We start from the raw sequence: 21,519 nt of genomic DNA on the forward strand, positions 1-21,519 counted from the left end.
ATTACGGCCTTGTAGTTGAAATTGAAGCGGTAAACCACTGCTGAATATTGCTCATGGCGGCATGGGACGTATCCAGAATCGGCTGCGGGTAAACGCCCAGCAGCACCAGCAGAACCACCAGCACCATAATCATCGTAAATTCACGCGGCGACATGCCCGGCAGCGGATCTTTCGACTTCGCTTCGCCGTAGTAGGCGCGCTGCATCATGATCAGCGAGTAGACCGAGGCGAACACCAGGCCGAAGGTGGCGATAACGATAATCACCGGCACCACCTGGAAACTGCCCGTCAGGATCATAAATTCGCCGGCGAAGTTACCGGTGCCTGGCATCCCCAGGTTGGCGACCGCAAAGAAGAGCGACAGACCCGGAATCCACTTAATGCGCGACCAGAGGCCCCCCATCTGACGCATATCACGCGTATGCAGACGCTCATAGAGCTGACCGCACAGGATAAAGAGCGCGGCGGCGGAGAGGCCATGCGCAATCATCTGCACCACCGCGCCCTGGAAGGCGAGCTGGCTGCCGGTGTAGATGGCGATCAGCACGAAGCCCATATGGGAGATCGAGGTGTAGGCGATCAGGCGTTTGATATCGGTCTGCGAGAAGGCCATCCAGGCGCCGTAGAAGATGCCGATAATGCCCAGCCACATGGCGATCGGCGCGAATTCCGCCGAGGCGTTGGGAAACAGCGGCAGGCTGAAGCGCAGCAGGCCGTAAGCGGCGGTTTTCAGCAGAATGCCGGCGAGGTCAACTGAACCCGCCGTCGGCGCCTGGCTGTGGGCGTCCGGCAGCCAGCCGTGCAGCGGCACCACCGGCATTTTTACCGCGAAGGCGATAAAGAAGCCCAGCATCAGCAAGTATTCCACCGTATGCGACATCGGCGTTTTCAGCAGCTGCTCGTAGTTGAACGTCCAGACGCCGGTGGCGTTGTAGTGCACGAACACCAGCGCCAGAATGGCAATCAGCATCACCAGACCAGAAGACTGGGTATAGATGAAAAACTTGGTGGCGGCGGTGATACGGGTTTTACCGTCGGATGCCTTATGACCCCAGAGCGCGATGAGGAAGTACATCGGCACCAGCATCATCTCCCAGAAGAAGAAGAACAGGAACATATCGATCGCCAGGAAGACGCCGATGACGCCACCCAGAATCCACATCAGGTTGAGATGGAAAAAGCCCTGATACTTCTCGATTTCGTTCCAGGAACAGAGCACCGCCATCAGGCCGAGCAGGCCGGTCAGCACCACCATCAGCAGCGACAGGCCATCCAGCGCCAGATGGAAATTAATGCCGAAGCGCGGGATCCAGGAGGCGGAGAACTCCGACTGCCACTGCGGCATGCCCGCGGCCTGCGTCAGTGAATAGCCGCCCTGCAGCCAGAGCTGCAGCGAAATCGCCAGCGTCAGGCCCATGGTGATCAGGGCTATCCAGCGCGGCGTTTTCGCGCCGAGGCGCTCAGCCAGCCAGCAGAGCAAGCCGCCGACGAATGGAATGATTATTAGCCAAGGTAGTAGCACTGAAGTCTTTCCCTTTTTTCTGCCTGTTTTCGGGCTATCTTGCTTGTCATTTTTGCCTCCGGCAGTGCTCGCAATCCTCACGTACTTCAGTACGCTCCGGTTGCTGCGCGCTGGCGGTGCCAAAACTGACTGCGCCGATAACGCCCTCATATTGGGCAATTTTTAACATTCTTGACCTGGGGCGACTCGCCGAGCCGCCCCGCTCATCAACCTTAAACCACCAGCATCAGCGCCAGCACGACCACGGCGCCGACGCTCATCGAGGCGACATACCAGCGCAGATAGCCGTTTTCGCTCACCACCAGACCTTTGTTGGCGACACGCGACAGCAGCGCAGGCAGGTTCATCACCGCATTCAGCGGATCGCGCTGCAGCAGCCAGGCGATACCGAGATAGGGTTTGACGAACACTTTGTCGTAGAGCCAGTCGAAGCCCCAGGCAGCGAACCACCAGGTGCCGAAGAAGCGGCCCGGCGCGCTGTTGGCGACGCGGCTGACCAGCTGACGTTTGCCCAGCCAGAGCGCGGCGGCGATCAGGATGCCGACGACGGCGACCACGCCGGAGGCGATCTCCAGTCCGACCTTGCCCGCTTCGCCGGTTTCGCTGTGCGGCAGCACGCCCGCCAGCGGCGGCGTGATTAGCGCGCCGACGAAGGTCGACAGCACCAGCAGCACGATCAGCGGCAGATGATGAGTAATCCCTTTGCCCGCATGCGCGTGGATTTTCTCTTCGCCGTGGAACACGATGAAGATCATGCGGAAGGTATAGATCGAGGTCAGGAAGGCGCCTACCAGGCCAGCCGCCATCAGATTGATGTGGCCGTTCGCCAGCGCGCCGAACAGGATTTCATCTTTACTGTAGAAGCCTGCCGTAATCAGCGGCAGCGCAGCCAGCGCGGCGCCGCCCACCAGGAAGCAGGCGTAAACCAGCGGAATGCTCTTACGCAGGCCGCCCATTTTAAAGATGTTCTGCTCGTGATGGCAGGCGAGGATCACCGAACCTGAAGAGAGGAACAGCAGCGCTTTAAAGAACGCGTGCGTCATCAGGTGGAAAATAGCCGCGTCCCACGCCTGCACGCCGAGCGCCAGGAACATATAGCCGATCTGGCTCATGGTCGAGTAGGCCAGCACGCGTTTGATGTCGGTCTGCACCAGCGCAGCGAAGCCCGCCAGCACCAGCGTAATGGCGCCGACGATGCCGACCAGATGCAGCACGTCCGGCGTCAGCAGGAACAGGCCGTGGCTGCGGGCGATCAGGTAGACGCCCGCCGTTACCATGGTCGCGGCGTGGATCAGCGCCGACACCGGCGTCGGGCCGGCCATCGCGTCCGCCAGCCAGGTTTGCAGCGGCAGCTGCGCCGATTTACCCACCGCGCCGCCCAGCAGCATCAGCGTCGCCCACTGCAGCATATGGTTGTCCGCCGCAAAGTGCTGCGGCGCCAGCTCCATCATCTCGCGGAAGTTGAGCGTGCCCAGTTCGTTGTAGAGGATAAACAGCGCAAAGGCGAGGAAGACGTCGCCGACGCGGGTGATGATAAAGGCCTTCATCGCCGCTTTGCCGTTTTCCGGATTGCTGTAGTAGAAGCCGATCAGCAGATAGGAGCAGAGCCCTACCCCTTCCCAGCCGAGATACATCAGCATCAGGTTGTCGGCCAGCACCAGCACCACCATGCTCGCAATGAACAGGTTGGTGTAGGCGAAAAAGCGGGAGTATCCCTCTTCGCCGCGCATATACCAGGAGGCGAACATGTGGATCAGGAAGCCGACGCCGGTCACCACCGACAGCATGGTGAGCGACAGCCCGTCCAGCGTCAGATTGACTTTAATGTCGAAGTTGCCGACCTGCATCCAGGTCCAGAGCGCCTGGTTAAAGGGCTGCTGGCCATTGGCGAAAAAGTCGATGCCAACATAGAGCGTCACCAGCGCCGCCAGGCCCACCGAGCCCATGCCGATCGCGGCCGACAGGTTCTCCGACCAGCGACCACGCGAAAACGCCAACAGCAGGAAGCCGATTAGCGGAAACAGGATTGTTAAGTAGAGAAGATTCATCCGCGCATCTCGCTCACAGTATCAATGTTCAGCGTCTGACGACGACGATAGAGCTGGAGCAGCAGCGCCAGGCCGATGCTGGCTTCCGCCGCTGCAAGGCTGATCGCCAGGATATACATCACCTGTCCATCTGCCTGTCCCCAGTAGCTGCCTGCGACGACCAGCGCCAGCGCGGCCGCGTTGATCATAATTTCAAGGCCGATCAGCATAAACAGCAGGTTGCGGCGTATCACCAGTGATGTCAGTCCAAGGACAAACAGCACGGCGGCAAGAATTAAGCCGTGTTGTAACGGGATCATGCGTGCTCCTCCTTATTGGCGTCGCGGTTGCTCAGCACTTCGCCCTGGCGCTCTTCGCGTCCGACGTGGAACGCCACCACCAGACCCGCCAGCAGCAGCATTGAGGCGAGTTCCACCGCCAGAACGTAAGGCCCGAACAGGCTGATGCCTACCGCTTTGGCGTCGATGACCGTGCCGTCGATGCCCTGATCGTTGGCGGTCAGAATGGCGTACACCATCACCACCAGCAGCAGCAGAGAGACGATGCCAGGCCCAATCCACAGCGAGGGCTGCAGCCAGTCGCGCTCCTGCTTCACCGTGGCGTTGCCCAGGTTAAGCATCATCACCACGAAGACGAACAGCACCATAATGGCGCCAGCGTAAACAATGATCTCCAGCGCGCCGGCGAAATAGGCGCCGAGCGAAAAGAAGACGCCCGCAACGGAGAGCAGCGACACGATCAGGTACAGCAGCGCATGTACCGGATTGGTGTGGGTGATGACGCGCAGCGTCGTCAGCACCGCCACCAGTCCGCAAAGATAAAACGCAATTTCCATGCCGGGCTCCTTAAGGTAACAAGCCTTTGACGTCGATGGGTTTGGCTTCGTTTTCGGCGTCGCCCTTCTCTTTCCCTTCGATCGCCATACCTGCCATGCGGTAGAAGTTGTACTCGGGATATTTGCCCGGACCGGAGATCAGCAGATCCTCTTTTTCATACACCAGATCCTGGCGTTTGAATTCGCCCAGCTCGAAATCGGGCGTCAGCTGGATCGCCGTGGTCGGGCACGCCTCTTCGCACATCCCGCAAAAAATGCAGCGCGAGAAGTTGATGCGGAAGAACTCCGGGTACCAGCGGCCATCTTTGGTCTCTGCTTTCTGCAGCGAGATGCAGCTGACCGGACAGGCCACCGCGCAGAGGTTACAGGCGACGCAGCGCTCTTCGCCGTCGGGATCGCGCGTCAGCACGATACGGCCGCGATAGCGCGGCGGCAGATAAACCGGCTCTTCGGGATACATCTGCGTTTCGCGTTTGGCGAAGGCATGCATGCCGATCATCCAGATACTGCGCACTGTCGTGCCGAAGCCAACGACAATATCTTTTAAAGTCATCTCAAAAACCCCTTACTGCGCGTTGTACAGAATCACTGCGGCGGTCGCCAGCAGGTTCAACAGCGTCAACGGCAGACAGACTTTCCAGCCGAACGACAGCACCTGGTCATAGCGTGGACGCGGAAGCGCAGCACGAATCAGGATAAACATCACCATAAAAAACGCCGTTTTCAGGGCGAACCAGATGAACGGCGGCAGGAATGGGCCCTGCCAGCCGCCGAAGAACAGCGTCACGATCAGCGCCGAGACGGTGGTGATAGCCACATACTCGCCGACGAAGAACAGGCCGAACTTCATGCCGGCATATTCGATGTGATAGCCGTCCGCCAGCTCCTGCTCCGCTTCCGGCTGGTCGAAGGGATGACGGTGACACACCGCCACGCCCGCGATACAGAAGGTCAGGAAGCCGAAGAACTGCGGGATGATGTTCCACAGATGCGCCTGGCTCTCGACGATGGCGGTCATATTGAACGAGCCCGCCTGCGCCACCACGCCCATCAGCGACAGACCGAGAAACACCTCGTAGCTCAGCGTCTGTGCGGAAGCGCGCATCGCGCCCAACAGCGAGTATTTGTTGTTGCTCGACCAGCCGGCGAACAGCACCGCGTACACCGCGAGGCCCGCCATCATCAGGAAGAAAAGCAGCCCGATGTTGAGGTCGGTCACCATCCAGCTCGGCGACACCGGCACGATGGCGAACGCCAGCAGCAGGGAAACAAACGCGATCACCGGCGCCAGGGTAAAGATAAAGCGGTCGGTAAAGGGCGGAACCCAGTCCTCTTTAAAGAACATTTTGATCATATCCGCGGCGAGCTGCAGCGAACCGCCCCAGCCCACGCGGTTCGGCCCGTAGCGGTTCTGCCACAGACCGAGCAGGCGGCGTTCGGCGAAGCTCATAAAGGCGCCGCACGCCACCACGACCAACAGGATGACGATCGCTTTGACCACGGTCAGAATGATGTCGATAACGTCCGGTGTTAACCAGCTCATTGCGCCGCCTCCTGCAGTTTGTCAATGTGCGCGCCCGCCAGGAACGGCGGAACGCCCGGCATACCCAGCGGCAGGCCAATCTGGCCCGACTGCAGCGCGCTGGAGATGCGCACCGGCAGACGCAGGGTCTCGCCCGAACAGGTAAACTCCACGGCCGCGCCGGCGTTCACGCCCAGCTTCGCCGCGTCCTGCGGGTTGATCACCAGCATCGGCTGCGGCATGCGCTTCTGGAAGACCGGCGAACGCTGAGACATCTCCTCGCTGCCGAACAGCTGGTAGCAAGGCGCCACGCGCCACTGCTCGCCGCCGACGAACGCAGGCGGAACCTCAGTGAACCACGGCAGCGACGCGTCGCCCGCCTCGAACAGGCGCACGCCGGGATCGCCGTTGCGCAGCTTGCCGCCCACTTCGGCCTGGAATTTGTTCCACGCCTGCGGGGAGTTCCAGCCTGGCGCCCAGGCGAACGGAATTTGCGAACGCGGCGCGCTCGGCTGGTTGTTGCCTTCCATTGAGAAGGCGAACATGGTGTCTCTGTCCTGCGGCTGACGCGGCTCGTGCACGCTGATGTTGGCGCGCGCGGCGGTACGTCCGCTGGAGCGAATCGGCGAGCGGGCCAGTTTCTGTCCGCGAATGCGGAAGCTGGCGTCCGGCGCCGCCTCTTTGATGCCCTTCAGCTGCGGCAGCTTCGCCACCACGGCGTCGATAACGTGATCGAGCTGGGTCCAGTCGATATGACGGCTTTCCAGCGTGCTGTGCAGCGAGTGCAGCCAGCGCCAGCTCTCCAGCATCACGATGCTGTGGTCGTAGTAGGCGGGATCGTAAACCTGGAAGAAGCGCTGCGCGCGGCCTTCATGGTTGATCGAGGTGCCGTCGCTTTCGGCGAAGCTGGCGGTAGAGAGCACCAGGCCCGCTTTCTCTAGCGTCGCGGTGCGCTGATGGTCCACCACGATCACGTTGGTGGCGTTGGCCAGCGCGGCATCCACCAGCGCCTTCGGCGCGTGACGGTAGAGATCGTTCTCCAGCACTACTACCGTATCCGCTTCGCCGCTGCGCAGCTGTTCCAGCGCGCTGTCGAGCGTGTTGCCGCCCATCAGGCCCAGACCCATGCTGTTGGCCGCGCCGGCCAGCAGCGTAATGCCGACCTCCGCGCCGCGCGCTTTCAGCGCTTTGGCGACGTTCGCCGCCGCTTCGATCATCGCCGTGCTGCCCGAATGGGTGCCGGAAATAATCAGCGGTTTTCTCGCGCCGGCCAGCGCCTGCACCACGACGTCCAGCTTGCCGTTCAGGCTGCTGTCGAAGTCGCTGACCGCAGGCGCGCTCTCATCCAGCGCGCTGGCGATGGCGAAGCCGAGACGCGCTTGATCTTCCACCGGCGCGCGATAGCTCCACGCGGCGATATCGTCGAGGCGGGTTTCGTCGACGTTAGTCACAAACAGCGGATGTTTCGCATGCTGACCGATATTCATAATCGCGGCGATCTGCCAGTCAGCGACTTTCTGCGCCGCGGCCATTTCGCGCGCTTTGCCTTTCACCGCCTGACGCACCGAGAGCGCCACGCGCGCGCCGACCTGGGTGAGATCTTCGCCCAGCACCAGCACCGCGTCGTAGCTTTCCATTTCGCGCAGCGACGGCGTGTAGATGCCGCTTTCGCGCAGCACTTTCAGCATCAGCTCCAGACGCGCCTGTTCGCCTGCCGGCATGCCGGTCGAGAAGTTTTCCGCGCCCACCAGCTCGCGCAGCGCGAAGTTGCTCTCGACGCTGGCGCGCGGCGAGCCGATGCCGATGACGCGCTTCGCCTGGCGCAGCGTGTCGGCAGCGGCGTTGACCGCCTGCTCCGCATTGAGCTGGACCCAGTCGTTGCCGCGCAGCTGCGCAGGGTGACGAGGACGATCTTCGCGGTTGACGTAGCCGTAGCCGAAACGGCCGCGGTCGCAAAGGAAGTAGTGGTTAACCGTGCCGTTGTAGCGGTTTTCGATACGGCGCAGCTCGCCGTAGCGCTCGCCTGGGCTGGTGTTGCAGCCGACGCTGCACTGCTGGCAGATGCTCGGCGCGAACTGCATATCCCATTTACGGTTATAGCGTTCGGAGTGGGTTTTGTCGGTGAAGACGCCGGTCGGGCAGATTTCCACCAGGTTGCCGGAGAATTCGCTCTCCAGCGTGCCCTCTTCCGGGCGGCCGAAGTAGACGTTGTCGTGCGCGCCGTAGACGCCCAGATCGGTGCCGTCGGCGTAATCTTTGTAGTAGCGCACGCAGCGATAGCAGGCGATACAGCGGTTCATCTCGTGAGAGATAAACGGGCCGAGATCCTGATTCTGGTGAGTGCGTTTAGTAAAGCGGTAGCGGCGGAAGCTATGGCCGGTCATCACCGTCATATCCTGCAGGTGACAGTTGCCGCCCTCTTCGCACACCGGACAGTCGTGCGGGTGGTTGGTCATCAGCCACTCCACCACGCTTTCGCGAAACTCTTTCGCTTCGCCGTCGTCGATGGAGATAAAGGTGCCGTCGGAGGCCGGCGTCATGCAGGACATGACGAGACGGCCGCGGGTATCCTCGGCGTTCTGGAATTGCTTCACCGCGCACTGGCGGCAAGCCCCAACGCTTCCCAGCGCCGGATGCCAGCAAAAATAAGGAATATCAAGGCCCAGAGAGAGACACGCCTGCAGCAGGTTGTCCGCTCCGTTCACATCATATTCTTTACCGTCTACATGGATTGTAGCCATAGTGAACATGCTTCCGTAAGGCTCGTCAGAGACGAGCGTTAATCATATTCTCGCCCCGGTTGTGGGGCTGCGGCGCAAAGCCGGTTCCGTGTGCTGCGGCGAATTACCAGCGCGCTTTCAGCAGGTTAGGCTGAATACCGCCAATCGCGCGGGTATTGCCGAAGACCTGCGGCGCCATGCCGGCTTCAAACTCTTCACGGAAATATTTAATCGCGCTCTGCAGCGGCTCGACCGCGCCAGGCGCATGGGCGCAGAAGGTCTTGCCCGGGCCGAGCTGGCGGCAAAGCTGCAGCAGGGTTTCGATGTCGCCCGGCTGCCCTTTGCCCTGCTCCAGCGCGCGCAGGATCTTCACGCTCCAAGGCAGGCCGTCACGGCATGGCGTACACCAGCCGCAGGATTCGCGCGCGAAGAACTCTTCCAGGTTGCGCACCAGCGACACCATATTGATCTCGTGGTCGACCGCCATCGCCAGCGCCGTGCCGAGACGACTGCCCGCTTTGCCGATGCTGGCGAACTCCATCGGCAGATCGAGGTGCTGCTCGGTAAGGAAGTCGGTGCCCGCGCCGCCTGGCTGCCAGGCTTTGAAGCGCAGGCCATCGCGCATGCCGCCGGCGTAATCTTCCAGAATCTCGCGCGCGGTGATGCCGAACGGCAGCTCCCACACGCCTGGATTTTTCACGCGGCCGGAGAAGCCCATCATCTTGGTGCCGGCATCTTCGCTTTTCGACAGGCCTTTGTACCACTCGACGCCGTTGGCGAGGATCGCCGGCACGTTAGAGAGCGTTTCCACGTTGTTGACGCAGGTCGGCTTGCCCCATGCGCCCGCGCTCGCCGGGAATGGCGGCTTGGAGCGTGGGTTGGCGCGACGCCCTTCCAGCGAGTTGATCAGCGCCGTCTCTTCGCCGCAGATGTAGCGGCCCGCGCCGGTGTGCACGATCAGCTCGAAGTCGAAGCCGGTGCCGAGAATGTTCTTGCCGAGAAAACCCGCTTCGGTCGCTTCCGCGATGGCGCGACGCAGGTTTACCGCTGCCTCGATATATTCGCCGCGCAGGAAGATATAGCCGCGATAGGCCTTCAGGGCGAAGGCGCTGATCAGCATGCCTTCTACCAGCTGGTGCGGCATCTGCTCCATCAGGAGGCGGTCTTTATAGGTGCCCGGCTCCATCTCATCGGCGTTGCACAGCAGGTAGCGGATGTTCATGGATTCATCTTTCGGCATCAGGCTCCACTTCAGACCCGTGGAGAAGCCTGCGCCGCCGCGCCCTTTCAGGCCGGAATCTTTCACTGCCGCGACAATTTCGTCCGGCGCCATGCCGTTCAGCGCTTTTTCAGCGCCGGCATAGCCGTTTTTGCTGCGGTATTCTTCGAACCAGACCGGCTGCTTGTCATCGCGCATGCGCCAGGTCAGCGGGTGCGTTTCCGCAGTACGAATGATCTGTTTGATGGTCATTGATACTGCTCCAGTAGCGAGGCGATGCCTTCCGGCGTCAGATGAACGTGCGTATCTTCATCCACCATCATGGTCGGGCCTTTGTCGCAGTTGCCCAGGCAGCAGGTCGGCAGCAGCGTAAAGCGGCCGTCCGCCGTGGTCTGGCCGGGTTTGATGTTCAGATTCTGCTCCAGCGCCGCCTGAATGCCCTGATAGCCAGTGATGTGACACACTACGCTGTCGCAATAGCGGATAACGTGACGACCGACCGGCTGGCGGAAAATCTGGCTGTAGAACGTGGCGACCCCTTCGACGTCGCTGGCCGGAATGCCCAGCACCTCGGCGATGGCGTTGATGGCGCCGTCCGGCACCCAGCCGCGCTGCTTCTGCACGATCTTCAACGCTTCAATCGACGCCGCGCGCGCATCTTCATAGTGGTGTTTCTCGTGCTCGATGGCGTGATGCTCTTCCGCGCTCAGCACGAAGACCTCATTCGGGTCGATCGTATGAATGGCAATTTTTTGATCGTGCATAATTAGCGGTCCACGTCTGACATAACAAAATCGATACTACCGAGGTAAACGATCAGGTCGGATACCAGGCTGCCGCGGATCACCGACGGGATCTGCTGCAGGTGCGGGAAGCTCGGCGTACGCACGCGGGTGCGGTAGCTCATGGTGCTGCCGTCGCTGGTCAGGTAGTAGCTGTTGATTCCTTTGGTCGCCTCGATCATCTGGAAGGATTCGTTGGCTGGCATGACCGGGCCCCATGAAACCTGCAGGAAGTGCGTGATCAGCGTTTCAATATGCTGCAGCGTACGCTCTTTCGGCGGCGGCGTGGTCAGCGGGTGATCCGCCTTGAACGGACCCTCTGGCATATTGTTCAGGCACTGCTCGAGAATGCGCAGCGACTGCCACATCTCTTCCATCTTCAGCTGTACGCGCGTGTAGGCGTCGCTGATGCCCGCGCCGACCGGGATCTCGAAGTCGAAATTCTCATAGCCGGAGTAAGGACGCCATTTGCGCACGTCGAAATCCAGGCCGGTGGCGCGCAGCGCGGCGCCGGTGGTGCCCCAGGCCAGCGCCTCGTCCATATTGTAGGCGGCGACGCCTTTGGAGCGGCCGACCAGCACGCTGTTGCGCAGCGCGGCCTTGTCATACTCTTTCAGACGCTTCGGCATCCAGTCGAGGAAGTCGCGCAGCAGGCGCTCCCAGCCCTTCGGCAGATCGTGCGCTACGCCGCCGATACGGAACCAGGCCGGGTGCATGCGGAAGCCGGTGATGGCTTCGACCACATCATAAATCTTCTGGCGATCGGTGAAGGCGAAGAACACCGGCGTCATCGCGCCGACGTCCTGAATAAAGGTCGAGATATAGAGCAGATGGCTGTTGATGCGGAACAGCTCGGAGAGCATCACGCGGATCACGTTGACGCGATCCGGCACCACGATGCCGGCCAGCTTTTCTACCGCCAGCACGTAAGGCATTTCGTTGACGCAGCCGCCGAGGTATTCAATGCGATCGGTATAGGGAATGTAGCTGTGCCATGACTGGCGCTCGCCCATCTTCTCCGCGCCGCGGTGGTGATAGCCGATATCGGGCACGCAGTCGACGATCTCTTCGCCGTCCAGCTGCAGAATAATGCGGAAAGCACCGTGCGCCGACGGGTGGTTTGGCCCCAGGTTGAGGAACATAAAGTCCTCGCTGGTGGTGCTGCGCTTCATGCCCCACTCTTCCGGCTTGAAGGTCAGCGCCTCCATCTCCAGATCTTCTTTCTGTTTGGTCAGCGTGAAGGGATCGAACTCTGTCGCGCGCGCCGGATAATCTTTACGCAGCGGATGGCCTTCCCAGGTCTGCGGCATCATGATGCGCGTCAGGTGCGGGTGGCCGTCGAAGGTCACGCCGAACATCTCCCAGGTTTCACGCTCGTACCAGTTGGCGTTCGGGAAGATTTTCGTCAGCGTCGGCAGATGCAGATCGTTCTCTGACAGCGCCACCTTGAGCATGATGTCGCGGTTACGCTCGATCGACAGAAAATGGTAGAAAACGGAAAAATCCGCGGCGGGCAGACCGGCGCGGTGGGTACGCAAACGCTCATCCATGCCATGCAGGTCATAGAGCATGATATATGGCTTAGGCAGCTTGCGCAGGAAGGTCACGATCTCCAGCAGCTGCTCGCGCTTCACCCAGACCACGGGAATGCCCGTGCGGGTTGGCTGAACGGTAAAGGCATCCGGCCCAAAACGGTTACGCAGCTCGCCGATCACCGGGTCGTCCAGGTGATCCCGGGTTTGCCATGCAGGCTGAGCGAGATCGTGCGTGGTTAAATCTGTCATACGTTACTCACCATTCCGGCCTGTCGCCAGGCACTCAAAAGAAGGCGTCAGGATGGGGCCGCGCATTAAATTGTGATGTTTTGCCGCGGGCGTGGAGTCCATCCATGTACGGTGTTCTTACACTTCGTCAGGCGTGCGAAGATTGGTGACGGCGATGCGTTCGCCGCGCTTTCTTTCACGTTCCGACTGCATATTGGCGCGATAAACGCCCTGATCGCCGACGACCCACGACAGCGGGCGACGCTCTTTGCCAATCGACTCGCGCAGCAGCAGCAGCGCCTGCATATAGGCTTCAGGACGCGGCGGGCAGCCGGGAATATAGACGTCGACCGGCAGGAACTTGTCTACGCCCTGCACCACAGAGTAGATATCGTACATGCCGCCGGAGTTAGCGCAGGCGCCCATCGAGATGACCCACTTCGGCTCCAGCATCTGGTCATAGAGACGCTGAATCACCGGCGCCATTTTGGTGAAAGGCGTGCCGGCGATCACCATAAAGTCCGCCTGACGCGGCGAGGCGCGCATGACTTCCGCACCGAAACGCGCGACGTCGTGCACGGCGGTAAAAGAGGTGGTCATCTCTACGTAGCAGCAGGACAAACCAAAGTTATAGGGCCACAGGGAGTTCTTACGGCCCCAGTTCACCATGTCATGCAGGGCATGCTCGAGCTTGCCCATGTAGACGCTGCGATGAACGTGCTGCTCAAGGGGATCGGCAACGATCTCCTGTTTTTGCAGAGGATAACGGTCGTTCTCACCACCGTTGGGGTCTATGCGGGTGAGCGTATAGTCCATCAGATTGCCTCGCTTTTACTGCTTATGAGGGTTGGTGTGACCGATCGGGCTGGATTTGACCACCACGCGACGACGTGCAGGCGCCCAGTCCAGCGCGCCGATACGCACCAGATAGACCAGCCCCGCCAGGAGCACCAAAATGAAAATTGCGGCTTCGACAAAGCCGACCCAGCCGCTTTCGCGGATTGAGGTCGCCCATGCGTATAAAAAGAGCGCTTCTACGTCGAAGATGACGAAGAACATTGCGACGAGGTAGAACTTTGCAGAGAGGCGGATATGGGTGTCGCCCACAGATTCGATACCGGATTCGAACGGCGTCTCTTTATGACGCGCGCGGGCGCGACCGCCTAAGAGCCATCCTCCGGTAAGCATAAAGGCGCAAAGGCCGAAAGCGATAATGACAAATATGATAAACGCCCAGTGATGAGCGACGACTTCGGTGGCTGTTGACATACTCTTTGCTTACTCATCAAAAGTGGCGATGGCATCCTGCGCGGGTCACTTGCAGCAAACGCACCACATCGATTCAAGGGAAGGAAAAAAACCTTATAAATTATGCTGTCATTATCAATTAGGCAGCAATTTTATGGGGTTTTTTACTCCTTTCTATAACCTTTTGTCAACTTTGACAAAAGTATCCAAACATTATTTTACACGCACATCAAAATTTTAACATATGATGCGCGCGTTGCCAGCTAAATCGCTTCAGTCTGTATGGTCTTTTAGAATGTAGCGTGAATTCAAATGCATGGATCGTGCATTTATCCAACATATTCTGGCAGGCTTTAGCGCTTTTTCCTTCCCCTTGTCAGGGGTATTTTTTTGATCCAGAACACAAAATTGGCCTTTTTGTCCTTTTTTTCAGCAAATGCTGCCTAAATACGGAACAGAGTTTTCACATCTTCAGACAAAGGATTTCATCTTTGTCCCGCGCGAAATGGCGATTTAGTTTGTTAACGCAGGCAAAGCCGCTTTAGTGAGGAAATGGCGAGGAAATGGCGAGGAAATAGTCCTTAAGGCGAATAAAAAAAGCCCTTCGATGCAAAAGCATAACGAAGGGCTTTTTTATTACAGTTTTAACAACTGGCAGGCAAAACGAACAGAAACGGCCAATAGTCTCTGCCGGTTACTCTTCATCATCCAGCAACAGCGTCCCATCCGGGTTGGCGCTCAGATTGTAGGGATCGTTGGTGGACTGCATGGCGTTGAAAATCGCCAGCGCCAGTTCGTTATCACTGTCAGGGTTGCGGCACAGCAGATATTGCGTATCCGGCAATACCGGCAGCCCTTCCGCCGCGCCCATGACGCGCAGTTCCGGACTCATCATCTCCACCGGACGCGCCGTCACGCCAAGCCCCGCTTTTACCGCGGCGCGTACCGCAGCCAGCGTGGAGGCGACGTAGGAGATACGCCACGGAATGCCCGCTTCGTTGAGGTGATCGATCGCCATATCGCGGTACGGGCTGGGTTCGTCCAGCAGCACCAGAGGAATCGCTTCGCCGCGCTGAAAGATATAATCCGCCGCGCAGTACCACAGGGTCGGCGACGTGCGCAGCACCTGATGGGTAAAACTGCCTGGGCTTGAGGTGGTCACAACCAGATCGACTTCGCCCTGGTTGAGCATCTCCATCATAAAGGGATTACGTTTTACGCGGACGTCGATCGCCAGCTTCGGATAGACCGAGGTCACGCGGTTAAGCAGGAACGGCAGGATGGTGTCGGAGGTATCATCTGAGGCGCCGATAGTCAGCACGCCCTGGATGTTGCTGTACATCAGCGATGTGCAGGCCTCGTCGTTGAAACGCAGGATTTTCCTGGCGTAGCCTAAAAGCTGAATACCGTGCTCAGTTAATAATTTATTACGTCCATGTCTGGCAAACAGCTCTTTACCTACCAATTGTTCCAGACGCTGCATCTGCTGGCTGACGGCCGACTGGGTTCGGCACACAGCGGCAGCGGCCGCCGCAAATGTGTTCAGGTCAGCAACGGCAACAAACGTTCTCAGCAGATCGAGGTCGAGATTCAGTATCGGACGATTTGCATTAGTCATGTTTTCTTCACTTATAAGATTTTTAAAAAACTACTACCCTGGTGTTATTACGCTACTTATCAAAGAGATAAGTGGTAATGATGCTCATTGCCGGTCCTGTGCGAGACCGTCAAAGAAATTCGTGTCAGACGTATACCGACAAACGCGCATCCCGAAACGGCGGAAAAGCAGCGTTGAGTAGACAGAAACAACTTCTGGACCGACAGCGCGGGAGCGCAATTGCAGGAAGCTGCGTTGGTGTCTAGGGTTCCGTACCTAAAGCGGACGGAAAAAGCCAGCTACGGGATTATGAATTGCGTAGCGGCTAAATGCGACAAATAATAAATTATACTTAATCATTTTTAACTTCAAAATGGAAATGATTTTGTGAAAAGCATCGTAATTTTTGACCAGATCGCATTTCAGGCCCATCCTGGCACACCGCTGCGCAATTTTTAACCGTCCAGTTTCTGAAAGTCGAGATAAAGTGCGAAGATACGCCTTAAATACCTTTTATCAGGTATGGAGTGGCCCTTACGCGCAGGGAACTTTTCCGTCTATTTACAGCCGCGGAGGCGCCCTGACGGGCGCAATCCCTTCCCGGCTGGCTTATCCTGCCAACAAGCAGGGTGAATTATTAATCATTCATATAAAATAGCTTAACTATTTCCTGGTTCATCTATTTGCCTTTGCGCTCATATTTTAGCCAAAAACTTCGCGATTGCTTCTCTGGCCGACGGACAACGTCGTTTACAGTCAAAATCGCGCAAGCCAGAGAAAAATATCGCCCATGGACGAAAATTCAGTTTTTGTAACCAGTTAATTGCAAAGAAATTATGCTTTACCCCATCGCAGCGGCAAAAAGATGGCAAAGACGCCAAAACCTGCTGCCGCCCTTCTTTTGTCGCATTGAGGAGAGTACATTGTGCTGGTTTGATTTCTGCGGCAGTAAAAGGATTCTGCCCATAAAGGCGATTAAAAATGACTTTTCAAATTGATAAATCCGGCAAGCTGGAAAACGTCTGTTACGACATTCGCGGGCCGGTACTTAAAGAGGCTAAACGTCTCGAAGAAGAAGGCAATAAAGTTCTCAAGCTCAATATCGGCAATCCTGCGCCTTTCGGTTTCGAAGCGCCGGATGAAATTCTGGTCGATGTGATCCGCAACCTGCCGAGCGCGCAGGGCTACTGCGATTCAAAAGGGCTCTACTCGGCGCGTAAAGCCATTATGCAGCACTACCAGGCGCGCGATATCCGCGACGTCACGGTAGAAGACATCTATATCGGCAACGGCGTTTCCGAACTGATCGTGCAGGCGATGCAGGCGCTGCTGAACAGCGGCGACGAGATGCTGGTGCCCGCGCCCGACTACCCGCTCTGGACGGCGGCGGTATCGCTCTCCAGCGGCAAAGCGGTGCACTATCTGTGCGACGAATCGTCCGACTGGTTCCCCGATCTCGACGATATTCGCAGCAAAATCACGCCGCGCACCCGCGGCATCGTCATCATCAACCCGAACAATCCCACCGGCGCGGTTTACAGCAAAGAGCTGCTGCTGGAGATCGTTGAGATCGCACGCCAGCATAACCTGATCATTTTCGCCGACGAAATCTACGACAAGATCCTTTATGACGCGTCGCAGCACCACTCGATCGCCGCGCTGGCGCCCGATCTGCTGACCGTGACCTTTAACGGCCTCTCGAAAACCTACCGCGTGGCGGGTTTCCGTCAGGGCTGGATGGTGCTTAACGGGCCGAAGAAACACGCAAAAGGCTATATCGAAGGGCTGGAGATGCTGGCTTCGATGCGCCTGTGCGCCAATGTGCCGGCGCAGCATGCGATCCAGACCGCGCTGGGCGGCTATCAGAGCATCAGTGAATTTATCGCGCCGGGCGGCCGACTCTACGAACAGCGCCAGCGCGCCTGGGAGCTGATCAACGATATTCCCGGCGTCAGCTGCGTGAAGCCGAACGGCGCGCTCTATATGTTCCCGCGCATCGATGCGAAGAAGTTCAACATTCACGACGACCAGAAAATGGTGCTGGACTTCCTGCTGCAGGAAAAGGTGCTGCTGGTGCAGGGCTCCGCCTTTAACTGGCCGTGGCCCGACCATGTGCGTATCGTTACCCTGCCGCGCGTCGACGATCTGGAGATGGCGATCGGCAAGTTCGACCGTTTCCTGCAAGGCTATCGCCAGTAAAACCCACCGCGTATACTGACAGCATTTGGGGAAGCGCGACGCTTCCCCCGTTGCTGACAGGATAACGCATGACTCGAAGCCACTTTTTCGCCCATCTTTCCCGCCTTAAACTGATCAACCGCTGGCCGCTGATGCGCAACGTGCGCACCGAAAACGTGTCGGAGCACAGCCTGCAGGTCGCCATGGTGGCGCATGCGCTCGCCGTGATTAAAAACAAAAAATTCAGCGGCGCGCTCAACGCCGATCGCATCGCGATGCTGGCGCTTTATCACGACGCCAGCGAAGTGCTTACCGGCGATCTGCCGACACCGGTGAAGTATTACAACGCGCAAATCGCCCATGAATATAAAAAGATTGAGAAGATCGCCCAGCAGAAGCTGATCGAGATGCTGCCGGAAGAGCTGCAGGAGGTTTACCGTCCGCTGCTTGACGAGCATCAGCACAGCGAAGAGGAGCAGTCGGTGGTGAAGCAGGCGGACGCGCTCTGCGCCTACCTGAAGTGTCTTGAGGAGCTGTCGGCCGGCAATAACGAGTTCCTGCTGGCCAAGGCGCGTCTGGAGAAAACGCTGCACCAGCGTCGCTCGCCGGAAATGGACTATTTCGTCGAGGTGTTTATTCCCAGCTTCAGCCTGTCGCTGGATGAGATCTCGCAGGATTCTCCGCTGTAACGCGGCGGCGTCTCGCGCCGCCGGTTGCGCTCAGCTTTGCAGATGCAGGGAGAAGCCGCCTTCAGCCTGCGGCGTGACCCGCAGCGCCGCCAGCGAATTAAGCTGCATCAGCGTTTCGCCGAGGCGCGGCGTATCGGCGGGCGCGTTGATAGCAATCACGGCGCAGCCGGCGTCTAGCCCAGAGAGAATGCCGGCAGGCGCATCCTCAACCACCACGCACCTTTCCGCCGCCAGCCCCAGTTTTTCCGCGCCGAGCAGGTAGGGATCCGGCGCGGGTTTGCCCTTCTCCACCTGCTCGGCGGTGATAAAGACCGACGGCAGCGGCAGTCCGGCGGCCTTATGGCGCGCGTGCGCCACCGGCACCGAGCCGGAGGTCACGATAGCCCAGGGGATCTGCAGCGCATTCAGGCGCGTCAGCAGCGCATGCGCGCCCGGCAGCGCCCGCACGCCGTCGGTATCCTGCGCTTCGTTTTGCTCCAGCGCGCGAAACTCCGCCTGAATCGCCGCTTCCGGCTGGCCCGCCATAAAATGGCGCAGCGAGGCGATCGCCTGCTTGCCGTGAATAAAACTCAGGATCTCCTCGGCCGCAATGCCGTGCCGCGCGCCCCAGTTGCTCCACGCGCGCTCTACCGCAGGCAGCGAATCCACCAGCGTGCCATCCAGATCAAATAAAAAACCGCTATAGGTCACAAGACGCTCCCGTCAGGCGTTAATAATCTGCGCGATTTCCGTCGCGCTCAGATGATATTGACGCGGACAAGTGTGCCACACCGCCAGCATACGTCGATACTTTTCCCACATCGGCGTCTGCGCATTGAAGCCGTGCGTGCCGGAATCAAAGTGGGTATAGCGCCCTTCGGTATTGACCATAAAGCGCACGTAGCCGAGATAGCGCGCTTCCGTGGCGGCATCAAAGCCGAGAAAAGCGAGACGGCGTTCGTCCAGCGAGGTTTTATCGCCAAGATTCGACCAGGAGACGTGCAGCGCATGGTGCATCTCCATAATGTCGATAATGGTGCGGCAGGTCTCTTCCGTCAGTTCGCCGAACTCTTTATCCAGCTCGCGCATCTGTAGTCCGTAGCCGCGCTCGATAATGGTCTGATAGCGACGATAGCGCTCTGCGTTGTCCGGCTCCAGCATGGCCATCATTTTGTACTGGTTAGAGAGAATCAGACGCTGCGCGTGGGTCATTTCCATCGTAGGCTCCTGGGCCGACAGGCCGCTCAAGTATTAGACGGAAAATAGTGGCATAAGGCGGGTGATGCGGGTATGCCCGCATCACTTTTCTTTGATTTAGACCCGGTCGAGCGACAAATTCTCTCAGCGGGAAAAAGGCGGTCGATCAAAGATCGTCGAGGAAGGTGCGATCCAGCTGCTTGAATGCCCGCTTCAGCAGGTCGGCCAGCGCCTGATAGGTCGGCTTGCCCTCGACCGGCGCAATCGCCTGACCCGCTTCTTCCAGGCGGGCGCGCACTTCATGGAACCAGTGCAGCAGCGTAGGCGGCAGCGGCGTCACCGAGCGTTTGCCCAGCCACCACAGCCCCTGCATCGGCAAACTGCAGGCGAAGAGCGCGGTAGCGACTGCCGGGCCCAGCTGTCCGCCCAGCGCGATTTGCCAGCTCAGCGTAAACACCGCCAGCGGCGGCATAAAGCGGATGGCGAAACGGGTCACGCTCGAGACGCGGTTTTCAGGAAAGATCGGCGCGAGGCGTTTGTCATTCGGCCAGGTCTTCATATAGTGCTGGCCGTTTTGAAAAATACGGAACCAGCCAGTATTGCCAGAATCATTCGCCATGGCGGACCTCAACTAAAACTGCAAAAAATAAAATTATTTTATAACTACACAACTTTACGTGACATCCTTCAAAAATTTTTGTCTTTAAAGGGCAGTCTCGCTATTCTGACCCCGCCTCAATAACCTACTGGAAGCGGCTAAAAACGTAAATCACAAACGTAGCGGCCAGCTTTCGCTAAGCAAATTTCAAAAATTTGCGTAAAATTACCGAAATTTTTTTGCGGAGAAGCAACATTTTGACTAGCGCAACGGAGTTATGATTAAGCTCCCCGCATTCATGGACTACGCTGATAGTCTGATTGCCTTTTTTTTAGCCACTTTTAACAAATAGGTACTTCCATGTCGAGTAAGTTAGTACTGGTTCTGAACTGCGGCAGCTCTTCACTGAAGTTCGCCATCCTGAATGCCGCCAGCGGAGAGGAATACCTGTCCGGCCTGGCTGAATGCTTCCATCTTCCGGAAGCGCGCATTAAATGGAAACTGGACGGAGAAAAACACGAATCCCCTCTGGGCGCCGGCGCCGCACACAGCGAAGCCCTGAATTTCATTGTTAAATCTATTTTGGCACAAAAACCAGAGCTGTCGGCACAAATTGCTGCAATTGGTCATCGCATCGTGCATGGCGGCGAGCAGCTGACGGAATCGGTCATTATTACCGACGCCGTGGTGCAGGGTATTAAAGATAACGCCTCTTTCGCGCCGCTGCATAATCCGGCGCATCTGATCGGCATCGAAGAGGCGATGAAAAACTTCCCGCACCTTTCCGACAAGAATGTGGCGGTTTTCGACACCGCTTTCCATCAGACTATGCCGGAAGAGTCCTATCTCTACGCCCTGCCCTACCGTCTCTATAAAGAGCACGGCGTTCGCCGCTACGGCGCGCACGGCACCAGCCACTACTACGTCACGCACGAAGCAGCAAAAATGCTGAACAAACCGGTCGACGAACTCAACATTATTACCTGCCACCTCGGCAACGGCGCCTCGGTGGCGGCGGTGCGTAACGGTAAATGCGTCGATACCTCAATGGGTCTGACGCCGCTGGAAGGCCTGGTGATGGGTACCCGCAGCGGCGACATCGATCCGGCGATCGTCTTCTATCTCCACGATACGCTGGGCATGAGCGTCGACGCCATTAACAAGCTGCTGACCAAAGAGTCCGGCCTGCTGGGCCTGACCGAGGTCACCAGCGACTGCCGCTACGTCGAAGAAAACTACGAAACCAAAGAGGACGCGAAGCGCGCCATGGATGTTTTCTGCCATCGTCTGGCAAAATACATCGGCAGCTACAGCGCCATGATGGAAGGCCGTCTGGACGCGGTGATCTTTACCGGCGGCATCGGCGAAAATGCGGCGATGGTCCGCGAGCTGTCGCTGAAAAAGCTGGGCCTGCTCGGTTTTGAGGTCGATCATGAGCGCAACCTGGCGGCGCGCTTCGGCAAATCCGGCTTTATTAATAAAGAAGGCACCCGCCCGGCGATTGTCATCCCCACGAATGAAGAGCTGGTGATCGCCCAGGATGCGGCGCGTCTGACCGCCTGATGTTTCCTTCACCGTCAGCTTCGGCTGACGGCGTTGTTTTTGACACTACCTAAAGCGAG

At 58.4% G+C, this 21,519-nt stretch carries 19 protein-coding genes; 3 read left to right on the forward strand and 16 right to left on the reverse strand.

Annotated features, from left to right (window positions below; translation table 11 throughout):
* Position 1: 1 nt before the first annotated feature.
* The 13 genes from nuoM to lrhA form a co-directional block, all read right to left on the reverse strand.
* Complete coding sequence (gene nuoM / locus AC6I7Z_RS13450; protein WP_033750456.1) at positions 2-1,522, reverse strand: NADH-quinone oxidoreductase subunit M; 1,521 nt, start codon at positions 1,520-1,522, stop codon at positions 2-4.
* Between the two features lie 212 nt (positions 1,523-1,734).
* The gene (nuoL, locus tag AC6I7Z_RS13455; protein WP_497814593.1) at positions 1,735-3,570 is read right to left on the reverse strand and encodes an NADH-quinone oxidoreductase subunit L; all 1,836 of its coding nucleotides are present in this window, start codon (positions 3,568-3,570) and stop codon (positions 1,735-1,737) included.
* A complete protein-coding gene (gene nuoK / locus AC6I7Z_RS13460; RefSeq protein WP_003854236.1) occupies positions 3,567-3,869 on the reverse strand; it encodes an NADH-quinone oxidoreductase subunit NuoK in 303 nt (100 codons plus the stop codon). The genes nuoL and nuoK overlap by 4 nt, the downstream gene beginning before the upstream one ends.
* Positions 3,866-4,405 (reverse strand): NADH-quinone oxidoreductase subunit J, encoded by a 540-nt coding sequence (gene nuoJ / locus AC6I7Z_RS13465; RefSeq protein ID WP_033750465.1) that lies wholly within the window; start codon positions 4,403-4,405, stop codon positions 3,866-3,868. The genes nuoK and nuoJ overlap by 4 nt, the downstream gene beginning before the upstream one ends.
* Positions 4,406-4,415: 10 nt before the next feature.
* Positions 4,416-4,958 (reverse strand): NADH-quinone oxidoreductase subunit NuoI, encoded by a 543-nt coding sequence (gene nuoI, locus AC6I7Z_RS13470; protein ID WP_033750468.1) that lies wholly within the window; start codon positions 4,956-4,958, stop codon positions 4,416-4,418.
* A 12-nt stretch (positions 4,959-4,970) separates the two neighbouring features.
* Complete coding sequence (gene nuoH, locus AC6I7Z_RS13475; RefSeq protein WP_033750471.1) at positions 4,971-5,948, reverse strand: NADH-quinone oxidoreductase subunit NuoH; 978 nt, start codon at positions 5,946-5,948, stop codon at positions 4,971-4,973.
* Positions 5,945-8,668, reverse strand: a complete 2,724-nt coding sequence (nuoG, locus tag AC6I7Z_RS13480; RefSeq protein ID WP_497814594.1) for an NADH-quinone oxidoreductase subunit NuoG — start codon at positions 8,666-8,668, stop codon at positions 5,945-5,947. The genes nuoH and nuoG overlap by 4 nt, the downstream gene beginning before the upstream one ends.
* 103 nt (positions 8,669-8,771) lie before the next feature.
* Positions 8,772-10,112, reverse strand: a complete 1,341-nt coding sequence (nuoF, locus tag AC6I7Z_RS13485) for an NADH-quinone oxidoreductase subunit NuoF (RefSeq protein ID WP_187143684.1) — start codon at positions 10,110-10,112, stop codon at positions 8,772-8,774.
* Between the two features lie 2 nt (positions 10,113-10,114).
* The gene (gene nuoE / locus AC6I7Z_RS13490) at positions 10,115-10,630 is read right to left on the reverse strand and encodes an NADH-quinone oxidoreductase subunit NuoE (protein ID WP_033750480.1); all 516 of its coding nucleotides are present in this window, start codon (positions 10,628-10,630) and stop codon (positions 10,115-10,117) included.
* Positions 10,631-10,632: 2 nt separating this feature from the next.
* Positions 10,633-12,432, reverse strand: coding sequence for an NADH-quinone oxidoreductase subunit C/D (nuoC, locus tag AC6I7Z_RS13495; protein WP_434122775.1), 1,800 nt, complete (start codon positions 12,430-12,432; stop codon positions 10,633-10,635).
* 117 nt (positions 12,433-12,549) lie between these two features.
* Positions 12,550-13,227, reverse strand: a complete 678-nt coding sequence (locus AC6I7Z_RS13500) for a NuoB/complex I 20 kDa subunit family protein (protein WP_033750488.1) — start codon at positions 13,225-13,227, stop codon at positions 12,550-12,552.
* Between the two features lie 15 nt (positions 13,228-13,242).
* Positions 13,243-13,680 carry an NADH-quinone oxidoreductase subunit A gene (locus tag AC6I7Z_RS13505; RefSeq protein WP_033750490.1) on the reverse strand — a complete coding sequence of 146 codons (438 nt, stop codon included), beginning with the start codon at positions 13,678-13,680 and terminating at the stop codon, positions 13,243-13,245.
* A gap of 673 nt (positions 13,681-14,353) precedes the next feature.
* On the reverse strand, positions 14,354-15,277 hold the full coding sequence (lrhA, locus tag AC6I7Z_RS13510) for a transcriptional regulator LrhA (RefSeq protein ID WP_033791641.1): 924 nt from the start codon (positions 15,275-15,277) through the stop codon (positions 14,354-14,356).
* A gap of 960 nt (positions 15,278-16,237) precedes the next feature.
* Between lrhA and AC6I7Z_RS13515 the strand changes: the two genes are divergently transcribed.
* Both AC6I7Z_RS13515 and yfbR read left to right on the forward strand, forming a co-directional pair.
* Positions 16,238-17,455 carry a pyridoxal phosphate-dependent aminotransferase gene (locus tag AC6I7Z_RS13515; RefSeq protein WP_033750497.1) on the forward strand — a complete coding sequence of 406 codons (1,218 nt, stop codon included), beginning with the start codon at positions 16,238-16,240 and terminating at the stop codon, positions 17,453-17,455.
* 68 nt (positions 17,456-17,523) lie between these two features.
* The gene (gene yfbR, locus AC6I7Z_RS13520) at positions 17,524-18,123 is read left to right on the forward strand and encodes a 5'-deoxynucleotidase (protein ID WP_497814595.1); all 600 of its coding nucleotides are present in this window, start codon (positions 17,524-17,526) and stop codon (positions 18,121-18,123) included.
* Between the two features lie 30 nt (positions 18,124-18,153).
* Here yfbR and AC6I7Z_RS13525 read toward each other — a convergent pair whose 3' ends face one another.
* The 3 genes from AC6I7Z_RS13525 to yfbV form a co-directional block, all read right to left on the reverse strand.
* Positions 18,154-18,813 (reverse strand): sugar phosphatase, encoded by a 660-nt coding sequence (locus AC6I7Z_RS13525; RefSeq protein ID WP_497814596.1) that lies wholly within the window; start codon positions 18,811-18,813, stop codon positions 18,154-18,156.
* 12 nt (positions 18,814-18,825) lie between these two features.
* Positions 18,826-19,320, reverse strand: a complete 495-nt coding sequence (locus AC6I7Z_RS13530) for a YfbU family protein (protein ID WP_497814597.1) — start codon at positions 19,318-19,320, stop codon at positions 18,826-18,828.
* Between the two features lie 145 nt (positions 19,321-19,465).
* The gene (gene yfbV / locus AC6I7Z_RS13535) at positions 19,466-19,918 is read right to left on the reverse strand and encodes a terminus macrodomain insulation protein YfbV (protein WP_033750506.1); all 453 of its coding nucleotides are present in this window, start codon (positions 19,916-19,918) and stop codon (positions 19,466-19,468) included.
* 339 nt (positions 19,919-20,257) lie between these two features.
* On the opposite strand from yfbV, the gene ackA reads away from it, so the two are divergent.
* Positions 20,258-21,460 carry an acetate kinase gene (gene ackA, locus AC6I7Z_RS13540; protein ID WP_497814598.1) on the forward strand — a complete coding sequence of 401 codons (1,203 nt, stop codon included), beginning with the start codon at positions 20,258-20,260 and terminating at the stop codon, positions 21,458-21,460.
* The last annotated feature ends 59 nt before the right edge of the window (positions 21,461-21,519 follow it).

The sequence above is a fragment of the Pantoea sp. X-Soil-MYKO-1289 genome (assembly GCF_059730625.1).